Here is a 9,602-nt window from a genome sequence, read left to right as displayed (position 1 = left end):
CGGTAGGACAGGCCGTAAGGCCCCGGAAGAAGTCTTCCGGTACCGGAGGGGCAACACCGCGCAAGCGGTCGAATGCCCGTGAACCTCAGCCCCGACAGGGGTTGGAATCCCCCTGCCTTTAGCTGGGGGAGGATGTCAAATCGAGCTGACCCATGACCGCTGTCTCGACGCCCCCGGCGCGAACTACGGCTCCGGCACCGGCCTGATCATCTGGAACTGCCACGGCGGAGCCAACCAGCAGTTCCTCCGCGACGGCGCCACCCTGCGGCCCGCCGCCGCCCCGGGCATGTGCCTGACCGTGGCCGCCGCCCACGAACCGCTGCGCCTCCAGCCCTGCAACGGATCCGCGAACCAGCGCTTCGCCTGACCGGCACTTCGCCCGACCGGCGCTCCCGCTGAGCGGCGCTCCGCACTGACCGCCCCGCTCCCACCCGATCCCCCCACGCCCGGCCGGCGCACCCCGGCCGGGTGTATTCATGTGCGGCTCTTGCCCCGTGCCGACGATCCTGCGGCTGTCGCACATCCGAACAGCTGGTACAAGGGCCCTACGACGTCGTCATCGCGCAGTCGAAGCGCAACCTCGCGGTGACGTACGACAACAACGCCTCCTGGAACCACCACCCGCACCCGCCTCAGCGGGCCGCCTCCAGTTGCTCCCGCACCTCGCGCGGCCGGTTGGTGATCAGGGTGTCCACGCCGAGCCGCACGCACAGCTCCACGTCCGCCGGCTCGTCCACCGTCCACACCCGCACCGCCAGCCCCTTCGCCTTCAACCGCCCCACCAGCCCCGGATCCTTGCGCACCAGGTCGATGCCCGGCCCCGCGTGCCCCGCGAACGGCGGCCGGACCGGCCGCAGCCGCCGCTCGATCAGGTAGACCGCGGGCAGCCCGGGCGCGAGCCGGTTCAGCCTGATCAGGGCGTTGCGCGAGAAGCTCATCACCTCGACCAGCCCCGCCCGGCCGTCGGCCAGCCCGTACTCCTTCAGGACCCGCACCAGCTCGGCCTCCAGCCGGCCGCCCGCACGGGTGGGGTGCTTGGTCTCCACGGCCAGCCCGACGGGCCGGTCGGCGGCCAGCGCCTCCTTCAGCAGGTCCTCGAAGAGCAGCACCTGCGCCCCGCGGTGCTCCGCGCCCTTCCAGCCGCCGAAGTCGAGGGCGCCCAGCTCCTCGTACGTCATCTCCGACACCACCCCGCGCCCGTCGGAGGTCCGCTCCACGCGCCGGTCGTGCACGCAGACCAGCTTGTGGTCGGCGGTGAGCCGTACGTCGCATTCGAGTGCGTCGGCACCGTCGGCGATGGCCTGCCGGTAGGCGGCGAGGGTGTGCTCGGGGTGCTCGTGGGAGGCCCCGCGATGGGCGACGACCCGGACGGCGCGGTCGGTACGGGGCTGCGTGTGCGTCATGCCCCGACGTTATCCGCATGCGCGGGACGCCCCGGTACCGCATGCTGCGCGGATGGCGGAACAGCAGATGTACGGGGCCGCGCACTGCGAGCCCTGCGAGGAGTGCGTCCGGGAGGATTGGCAGTTCGTCCGGGACGGCGAGCTGCGCTGGGAGGGCTACGACCACTGTCCCCGGTACGAGATCTACGCCTGCGACCGCGGCCGGGGCGTCCCCCCGCCCTGGATACGGGAGCGCATCCTCGCCCGGGAGGGCGCCGTCCGCCTGCCGGTCGGCGGGCCCGGCGGGGTGCCGATCGCGCTGCTGCGCCGGGTGTACGGGCTGAGCATCGCCGAGGTCGTCGCCGCACGGGAGCAGGGGTACCGGGCCACCCCCGTCGAGGCCCGGTACCTGACGGCGCCGCCGCCGTGACTACGGCTGCGGATTCGGCCGGGGGCCGGCGGGGCCGGGGTGACCTTGAAGCCGCCCTTGGTGACCTCGGTGAAGGTTGAGCCAGGCCGACGGACCCGCCGACGTCGTGACCGGGCGTCCGCCGGAATCGAACCATGCTCGTCGAGCAGGCTCAGTACGTGGGCCGAGCGCCCCATGCCGGCGTCAGCCGTATCGCTCGACGAGCGCGTTGCCGATCGAGACCAGTTGGTCTCGCACGGCCGGAGGGCCGATCACTTCGAGCCATTCGACCAGCCCGGCGAGTTCACCGGCGATGGTGTACTCGTCGTAGCCGCGGATCACGACGGCGATGCGTCCGTCGGTCGTAGTGCCTCCTATTTCGAGCCTGTCGCCGAACCCGATCCGGAGGATGCCGATGCCGGCCGGTGCGCAGACGGCCTGGACTTCGAAGGGCGTTCGTCTGCGGTCGATCTCGTCGGCGATCTCGCGCCAGCTTGCGGCGAGGTCGAAGTCCTCGGGCCGGTGCACAGGGTCGTCGGTCGGATCAACGGACGACACGCGGTCGATCCGGAAGGTCCGCCGACCTCTCTCGGTGTGGCAGACGAGGTACCAGGCCGGGCCTTTGGCGACGATGCCCAGCGGGTGGACGGTTCGCTTCGTTTCGGCACCTTTGCCGTCGACGTAGCCGAGCCGTACCTGGACGCCGCGGATCACCGCGTCCTGGAGTCCGTCGAGGAACCGAGGCGGTCGGAGCTCGCCCCGGTTCGATCCCCATCGTTGCGGGTCCATGACCAAGGATGACGCTGCTGCCTCGGCCTGGGCACGGAAGGGTTCCGGCAGGGCCTGGACGAGTTTGCGCAGTGCCGCTTTCACGGCCGGCGTCGCGGCCGAAGCCGGTCCGACGACCAGGAACAGGGCGCGGGCCTCGCTCGCGGTCAACCCCGACAGATCGGTGCGGGCGCCGCCCACCAGGCGCCAGCCGCCGCCCCGGCCTTGCGTGGAGTAGACGGGCACCCCGGCCATGGCCAGGGCGTCGAGGTCGCGGCGGGCGGTGCGCTCGGAGACCTCCAGCTCTCGGGCGACCTCTGCCGCTGTCACCTGCTCGCGTCGTTGCAGCATGAGGAGGATGGCCACCAGCCGGTCGGTTCGCACGCCACAAAACTCCCACATAAACCGGTCATGAGGTGACCGGTTTGGGGCGGCACGATGGCGACATGACCTCAACCGATTTCCCCGAGCCCACCCTCATTCCGGTCAACGGTGTGGAACTCGAAGTCTTCGAAGCGGGCCAGGAGAACGCGGGAAGGCCCATCGTGCTGTGCCACGGCTGGCCGGACCACGCCTTCACCTGGCGCCACCAGATGCCCGCCCTCGCCGCGGCGGGCTACCACGTCATCGCACCGAACCAGCGGGGCTACGGCAACTCCTCCCGCCCGGCCGAAGTGACGGACTACGACATCGAGCACCTGTCGGGTGACCTCGTCGCGCTCCTCGACCACTACGGATACGACGACGCCACCTTCGTCGGCCATGACTGGGGCGCGTTCGTCGTCTGGGGACTGACCCTGCTGCACCCCACCCGGGTCAACAAGGTGATCAACCTGAGCCTGCCCTACCAGGAGCGCGGTGAAAAGCCGTGGATCGAGTCCATGGAAGCCATGCTCGGCGGCGACTTCTACTTCGTCCACTTCAACCGGCGGCCGGGCGTCGCCGACGCCGTATTCGAGGACAACACCGTCCAGTTCCTCCGCAACCTGTACCGGAAGAACCAGCCGCCGCCGGAGCCTCAGCCGGGTATGGCGCTGATCAACCTCGCCCACGCGCCGACAGCCCTCGGCGAGCCCCTCATGAGCGACAGCGAACTGGCCGTCCTCGTCTCCGCCTTCGAGACGTCCGGGTTCACCGGCGGCATCAACTGGTACCGGAACCTCGACCGCAACTGGCATCTCCTGGCGGCCGCGGACCCGATCATCCACCAGCCCACCCTCATGATCTACGGCGACCGCGACCCCGTCGCACGGTCCGAAAACCTGACAGACTTCGTACCCGACGCAGAAGTGGTCAGCCTGGACTGCGGCCACTGGATCCAGCAGGAAAGGCCGGAAGAAACGAACCAGGCCATCCTCAAGTGGCTGGACAAGCGGGATGCCGCCTGAGGGCTGTCCCGCAATCCCCGGCGGGCGCACGACGCCAGCTACGGCACCTCGCTGCGTTGTCGGAACGCCCGAATACGCCCAGTATGGGGACGCTCCTCCGCCTTGCGATGCACCGCATCTGACGCCGTGCGCTGATCCACCGGGGATTACGGGACAGCCCTTAGCCGGCTGGTGCTCTGGCCGGATTTCGCTGTCTGACCTGGTCTTTCGGCGGGTGGCGGGAGTGTAGCGGGACTTCGGTCCTGCGGGGGCCGGGTCGCCCGGGGGAAGGACGGCACGCCAGAGAGCCCCCGGCGGTTGGCGCCGGGGGCTCTCTGGATGCGGGACAGCCGGGCTACGCCAGACCGGGGCCGCGCACCGGGATGCTGGTGAAGGTCGGCTGCTCGGGTTCACGCGAGGTGAAGAAGTCGTTGCCCTTGTCGTCCACGACGATGAAGGCCGGGAAGTCCTCGACCTCGATCTTCCACACGGCCTCCATGCCGAGCTCCTCGTACTCCAGGACCTCGACCTTCTTGATGCAGTCCTGGGCCAGGCGTGCCGCGGGGCCGCCGATCGAGCCCAGGTAGAAGCCGCCGTGCGCGGCGCACGCGTCCGTCACCTGCTGGGAGCGGTTGCCCTTGGCCAGCATGACCTTGGAGCCGCCCGCCGCCTGGAACTGCTCGACGTAGGAGTCCATGCGGCCGGCCGTGGTCGGGCCGAAGGAGCCCGAGGCGTAGCCCTCGGGGGTCTTCGCGGGGCCGGCGTAGTAGACCGGGTGGTCCTTGAGGTACTGCGGCATGTCCGCGCCCGAGTCCAGCAGTTCCTTGATCTTGGCGTGCGCGATGTCGCGCGCCACGACCAGCGGGCCGGTCAGCGACAGGCGGGTCTTGACCGGGTGCTCGGTCAGGGTCGCGAGGATCTCGTCCATCGGCTGGTTCAGGTCGATGGAGACGACGTCCGAGGACTCGGAGAGGTGCTCGTCCGTGGTGTCGGGCAGGAAGCGGGCCGGGTCGCGCTCCAGCTGCTCCAGGAAGACGCCCTCGGCAGTGATCTTCGCGGTGGCCTGGCGGTCCGCCGAGCAGGAGACGGCGATCGCGACGGGCAGCGAGGCGCCGTGGCGGGGCAGGCGCACGACGCGGACGTCGTGGCAGAAGTACTTGCCGCCGAACTGCGCGCCGATGCCGATCTTCTGGGTGAGCTCGAAGACTTGCTGCTCCAGGGCCTCGTCACGGAAGCCGTGGCCCAGCGGGGAGCCCTCGCGCGGCAGCTCGTCCAGGTAGTGCGCGGAGGCGTACTTCGCGGTCTTCAGCGCGTGCTCGGCGGAGGTGCCGCCGACCACGATCGCCAGGTGGTAAGGCGGGCAGGCCGCGGTGCCGAGCGAGCGGATCTTCTCCTCCAGGAACTTCATCATGGAGGCCTCGTTCAGGACCGCCTTGGTCTCCTGGTAGAGGAAGGACTTGTTCGCCGAGCCGCCGCCCTTGGCCATGAAGAGGAACTTGTACGCGCCGCCGTCGGTCGCGTACAGCTCGATCTGCGCGGGCAGGTTCGAGCCGGTGTTCTTCTCCTCCCACATGGTGAGGGGCGCCATCTGCGAGTAGCGCAGGTTCAGGCGGGTGTAGGCGTCGTAGATGCCGCGCGAGAGGGCCGCCTCGTCGCCGCCCTCGGTGAGGACGTTCTGGCCGCGCTTGCCCATGACGATCGCCGTGCCCGTGTCCTGGCACATCGGCAGGACGCCGGCCGCCGCGATGTTCGCGTTCTTCAGGAGGTCCAGCGCGACGAACTTGTCGTTCGAGGAGGCCTCGGGGTCGTCGATGATGCGGCGCAGCTGCGCGAGGTGCGCGGGGCGCAGGAAGTGCTGGATGTCGTGGATGGCCTCCTCGGCGAGCTTGCGCAGCGCCTCCGGCTCGACCTTGAGGAACGTCCGGCCGTCCGCCTCGAAGGTGGACACGCCCTCGGCGGTCACCAGCCGGTAGGGGGTGGTGTCCTCGCCCAGGGGCAGCAGGTCGGTGTACGCGAACTCCGGCATTGGGGCCATTCCTCACTCGGCAGACAGCACTGACGACCACATTGGCAGCGCAGTCCACCAGCGTAGAACCTCTCGCCCTGGGTGTGTTTGTGAGGTAAGGCTCACTCGGGGCCCGCCCGGTAGTATCGCGATCTATCGTGTCTCGCTATGCTGGCGTCGTGGACCTGGAAAAGCACCCCGCCGCCCCCGCGCCCGCCCCTGCCGGGCTGCGCGCCTCCGACGCCGACCGGGACCGGATCGCACAGGTCCTCGGCGATGCCCTCGCCGAGGGCAGGCTGACCGCCGAGGAGCACTCCGAGCGCCTGGACACGCTGTACGCCGTGAAGACGGTCGGCGAGCTGGAAGCGCTCGTACGGGATCTGCCCGCGCCCGGTGGCGCCCATGCCTCGTCACCATCGGTGTCCGCATCCGCATCCGCGTACGCGGGGGCCGGCGGTCCGGCGGCCGAGACCATCGTCGCCGTGTGCAGCAGCTCCAGCCGCAAGGGCCGCTGGCGGCCGGGCGCGCACACCCGTGCGGTCTCGGTCATGGGCGACATCACCATCGACCTCACCCAGGCGGTCTTCGAGCAGCAGGTCACCGAGATCAACGTGACCTCCGTCCTCGGCAACGTGGAGATCCTGGTTCCGGAGAACGTCACCCTGCGCGGCTACGGCAGCGGGGTCCTCGGCAACTTCGAGGTGCGCGGCGAGAGCCGCGGGGAGACCGACCCGCAGGCACCCGTGGTGATCGTCCGCGGCTTCTCCCTCCTCGGCAACATCGAGGCGCGGCCCAAGATGGGCGCCCGCCTGGTCGACCTGGCGCGCAAGCTGCGCGGGCGCCTCAACGGCTGAGATGCACCGCATCCGGATGCGGAGGGTCTCGTTTCGGACGAACCCCGGGCGCCCCGTGGCACACAGTGCATAGGGGGGCGTGCAGCGGGTAGGGACAGGTGCGTCGTCTCTCGCTCACGTATACGTCGTCAGGAGTAGACCGTGCCGCATCCGCCGCATCAGTCCCTGCAGGTAGCCGCCGTGAACAGCCTTCAGGGTCCTGGGGCGCGCCCGTCGGCCGTGCCGAGGCCGCGGGTGCCGGCCAGGGCGGCGGAGGACGGCCCATGGCACGCCGAGGCGGTGTGCCGCCGGGACGAGGCGGGGCTGTTCTTCGCCCCGTCCAAGGAGCCGACGGCCGCCCGGCTCTCCCGTGAGGAGGCCGCCAAGCGTGTCTGCGCCCGCTGCCCCGTGATGGTCGCCTGCCGCGAGCACGCGCTGCTCCAGCCCGAGCCGTACGGGGTCTGGGGCGGGCTCACCGCGGCCGAGCGCCGGGTGGTGCTGGCGCGGATGCGGCGCAGGTCCGCCGAACTGCGGCAAGCCTCCGAGGCGGGGACGATAGCCGCGGCGGGCTGAGCCCGCCCCCGGCCCCGCCATCGCCGCCGACCCCCGGCCGTGCTGCCGCCTCCGGCTCTGACGCCGACGCCGGCCCCGGCTCTGACGCCGCCGTCGGCCGGGCGGCCGTGGTCCGCGTCTCGGGTGGGTGCGTACGTACATGTGCCTCCGTACGTACATGTGTCTCCGTACCTCGCGGGCGCCCCCGTGCGTCCCCCACGCCCCGTACACGGACGCGCGAGAGGGGCGGTCACCCCCGCACAGGGTGACCGCCCCTCTCGCGTGGTGCCCCGTCTCCTACTGGGCGCGGTCGAAGTCGATCGCGCTGTAGGCGCGCAGCTTCGACAGGCGGTGGGTGGAGTCGATCTTCCGGATGGTGCCGGACTTGGAGCGCATGACCAGCGAGGACGTCGTCGCGGTCTGGGAACGGTAGTGGACGCCGCGCAGCAGCTCGCCGTCGGTGATGCCGGTGGCGACGAAGAAGACGTTGTCGCCCGAGACCAGGTCGGTGGTGGTGAGCACCCGGTCCAGGTCGTGGCCGGCGTCGATGGCCTTCTGGCGCTCGGCGTCGTCCTTGGGCCACAGCTTGCCCTGGATCACGCCGCCCAGGCACTTGATGGCGCAGGCCGAGATGATGCCCTCGGGGGTGCCGCCGATACCCAGGAGCAGGTCCACGCCGGTGCCCTCGCGGGCGGCCATGATGGAGCCGGCGACGTCGCCGTCGGAGATGAACTTGATGCGCGCGCCGGTCTCGCGGATCTCCCGGACGATGCCCTCGTGGCGGGGGCGGTCCAGGATGACGACCGTGACGTCCTCGGCGTGCATGCCCTTGGCCTTGGCGACCCGGCGGATGTTGACCGAGACCGGGGCGTTGATGTCGACGAAGTCGGCCGCCTCGGGGCCGGTGACCAGCTTGTCCATGTAGAACACGGCGGACGGGTCGAACATCGTGCCGCGGTCGGCGGCCGCCAGGACTGCGATGGCGTTCGGCATGCCCTTGGCGTTCAGGGTGGTGCCGTCGATCGGGTCGACGGCGATGTCGACCTCGGCACCCGTGCCGTCGCCGACCTGCTCTCCGTTGAAGAGCATCGGGGCTTCGTCCTTCTCGCCCTCGCCGATGACGACGACGCCGTTCATCGAGACGGTGGAGATCAGGGTCCTCATCGCGTTGACCGCGGCGCCGTCCGCGCCGATCTTGTCGCCGCGGCCGACCCACCGGCCGGCGGCCATGGCGGCCGCCTCGGTGACCCGTACGAGTTCGAGCGCGAGGTTGCGGTCGGGGGCCTCCGGGGAGACTTCGAGCTGGGGCGGCAGGTTGTGCTCGGTCATCGGAGCGCACCTTTCTGTACGGCGACGGCCGGGAAGTGAGGGTGCTGGAACTCTATCGGTACGTCGACATATTGAGCAGGGCGGGTCACGTATGAGCGGAATATCGGTCATTCGATTGTCCTGAGCGGACGCCTTGCGTCGGGCGCGGTGACTGGGTGGGTGACCGGGCGGGGAGCTCGGCAGGGCGCGGGGCGGACGCCCGACGGGTACGCCGCGGACCCTCGGCGGCCCCTCGGCGGATCCTCGGCCGGCACACGGCGGGCGACTCAAGGGTGCGCCGCGCGGCGCGTCCGCGCGACCCCGGCGGTGATCGCCCCCCGGCGATACGGGACGATGGTGCCGTGGCAGGTATGAAAGGCAAGCAGACGATCTGGGACATGGTCCGGTCGCTGGCGGTGATCGGTGTCGTCGTCGCCGGGATCTACCTCTTCGTCCCGCATGACGACCAGGCCGATCCGACGCGCACGGTGGACTACCGGGTGGAGACCATCACGGCCCGGCGCGCGGCCCCGTACCCGGTGGCCGCCCCCGTGGGCCTCCCGGAGCAGTGGCGGGCGACCTCGGTGACGTACGAGCGCAAGAAGGCCGACGCCTGGCACCTGGGCTTCCTCGACCCGGAGCAGCAGTACGCGGCGGTGGAGCAGTCCACCGACACCTCCGTCAAGTACCTGGAGCGGGTCACCCGGAGCGCCACGGCCTCCGGGCAGACCCAACAGGTCGGCGACACGTCCTGGGAGCGCTGGGAGGGCGAGAAGTACGACGCCCTCGTGCGGCGGGAGCAGGGCTACGTCACGGTGGTGACCGGCACGGCTTCCTTCGAGCAGCTGGGCAAGCTGGCGGGCGCACTGGAGTTCAAGCAGGGCCGCTAGGGCCTGTATTGAGTTGCCCCGCGGCGTCGCGACGCCCGGCACGCACCCTCGGCGCACGAGCCGAATGTCCTAGTAGCTCCGCTACGAG

At 70.6% G+C, this 9,602-nt stretch carries 9 protein-coding genes and 1 pseudogene; 6 read left to right on the top strand and 4 right to left on the bottom strand.

The genetic code is table 11. The features are described from left to right. Positions 1–139: 139 nt before the first annotated feature. Positions 140–367 (top strand): annotated as a pseudogene (locus ACIPXC_RS34780) (RICIN domain-containing protein); the annotation flags it as partial. A 265-nt stretch (positions 368–632) separates the two neighbouring features. Here ACIPXC_RS34780 and ACIPXC_RS34775 read toward each other — a convergent pair. Continuing rightward, on the bottom strand, positions 633–1,403 hold the full coding sequence (locus ACIPXC_RS34775; protein WP_401626442.1) for a glycerophosphodiester phosphodiesterase: 771 nt from the start codon (positions 1,401–1,403) through the stop codon (positions 633–635). A 52-nt stretch (positions 1,404–1,455) separates the two neighbouring features. Between ACIPXC_RS34775 and ACIPXC_RS34770 the strand changes: the two genes are divergently transcribed. Next, positions 1,456–1,812 carry a hypothetical protein gene (locus ACIPXC_RS34770; RefSeq protein ID WP_401626439.1) on the top strand — a complete coding sequence of 119 codons (357 nt, stop codon included), beginning with the start codon at positions 1,456–1,458 and terminating at the stop codon, positions 1,810–1,812. 183 nt (positions 1,813–1,995) lie between these two features. Here ACIPXC_RS34770 and ACIPXC_RS34765 read toward each other — a convergent pair whose 3' ends face one another. Continuing rightward, positions 1,996–2,943 (bottom strand): helix-turn-helix transcriptional regulator, encoded by a 948-nt coding sequence (locus tag ACIPXC_RS34765; RefSeq protein WP_401626436.1) that lies wholly within the window; start codon positions 2,941–2,943, stop codon positions 1,996–1,998. A gap of 62 nt (positions 2,944–3,005) precedes the next feature. Between ACIPXC_RS34765 and ACIPXC_RS34760 the strand changes: the two genes are divergently transcribed. Further along, positions 3,006–3,947, top strand: a complete 942-nt coding sequence (locus tag ACIPXC_RS34760) for an alpha/beta fold hydrolase (RefSeq protein ID WP_401626433.1) — start codon at positions 3,006–3,008, stop codon at positions 3,945–3,947. A gap of 334 nt (positions 3,948–4,281) precedes the next feature. On the opposite strand, the gene ACIPXC_RS34755 is transcribed toward ACIPXC_RS34760, so the two are convergent. Further along, positions 4,282–5,952 carry a fumarate hydratase gene (locus tag ACIPXC_RS34755; RefSeq protein ID WP_401626431.1) on the bottom strand — a complete coding sequence of 557 codons (1,671 nt, stop codon included), beginning with the start codon at positions 5,950–5,952 and terminating at the stop codon, positions 4,282–4,284. A gap of 158 nt (positions 5,953–6,110) precedes the next feature. Here ACIPXC_RS34755 and ACIPXC_RS34750 point away from each other — a divergent pair, with 158 nt between their 5' ends. Next, on the top strand, positions 6,111–6,785 hold the full coding sequence (locus ACIPXC_RS34750; RefSeq protein WP_401626428.1) for a DUF1707 domain-containing protein: 675 nt from the start codon (positions 6,111–6,113) through the stop codon (positions 6,783–6,785). A 141-nt stretch (positions 6,786–6,926) separates the two neighbouring features. Further along, complete coding sequence (locus ACIPXC_RS34745) at positions 6,927–7,337, top strand: WhiB family transcriptional regulator (RefSeq protein ID WP_401626425.1); 411 nt, start codon at positions 6,927–6,929, stop codon at positions 7,335–7,337. 276 nt (positions 7,338–7,613) lie between these two features. Here ACIPXC_RS34745 and glpX read toward each other — a convergent pair whose 3' ends face one another. Further along, positions 7,614–8,645: a class II fructose-bisphosphatase gene (glpX, locus tag ACIPXC_RS34740; RefSeq protein WP_030658724.1), complete on the bottom strand. Its 1,032-nt coding sequence runs from the start codon at positions 8,643–8,645 to the stop codon at positions 7,614–7,616. Between the two features lie 350 nt (positions 8,646–8,995). On the opposite strand from glpX, the gene ACIPXC_RS34735 reads away from it, so the two are divergent. Further along, positions 8,996–9,514, top strand: coding sequence for a DUF4245 domain-containing protein (locus tag ACIPXC_RS34735; protein ID WP_401626444.1), 519 nt, complete (start codon positions 8,996–8,998; stop codon positions 9,512–9,514). The last annotated feature ends 88 nt before the right edge of the window (positions 9,515–9,602 follow it).

The organism is Streptomyces sp. NPDC090021 (assembly GCF_044748225.1).
In the GTDB taxonomy this organism is placed as follows: Bacteria; Actinomycetota; Actinomycetes; order Streptomycetales; family Streptomycetaceae; genus Streptomyces.
Note: the sequence above shows the minus strand (reverse complement) of the source record. Positions and strands in the feature narration are given on the sequence as shown.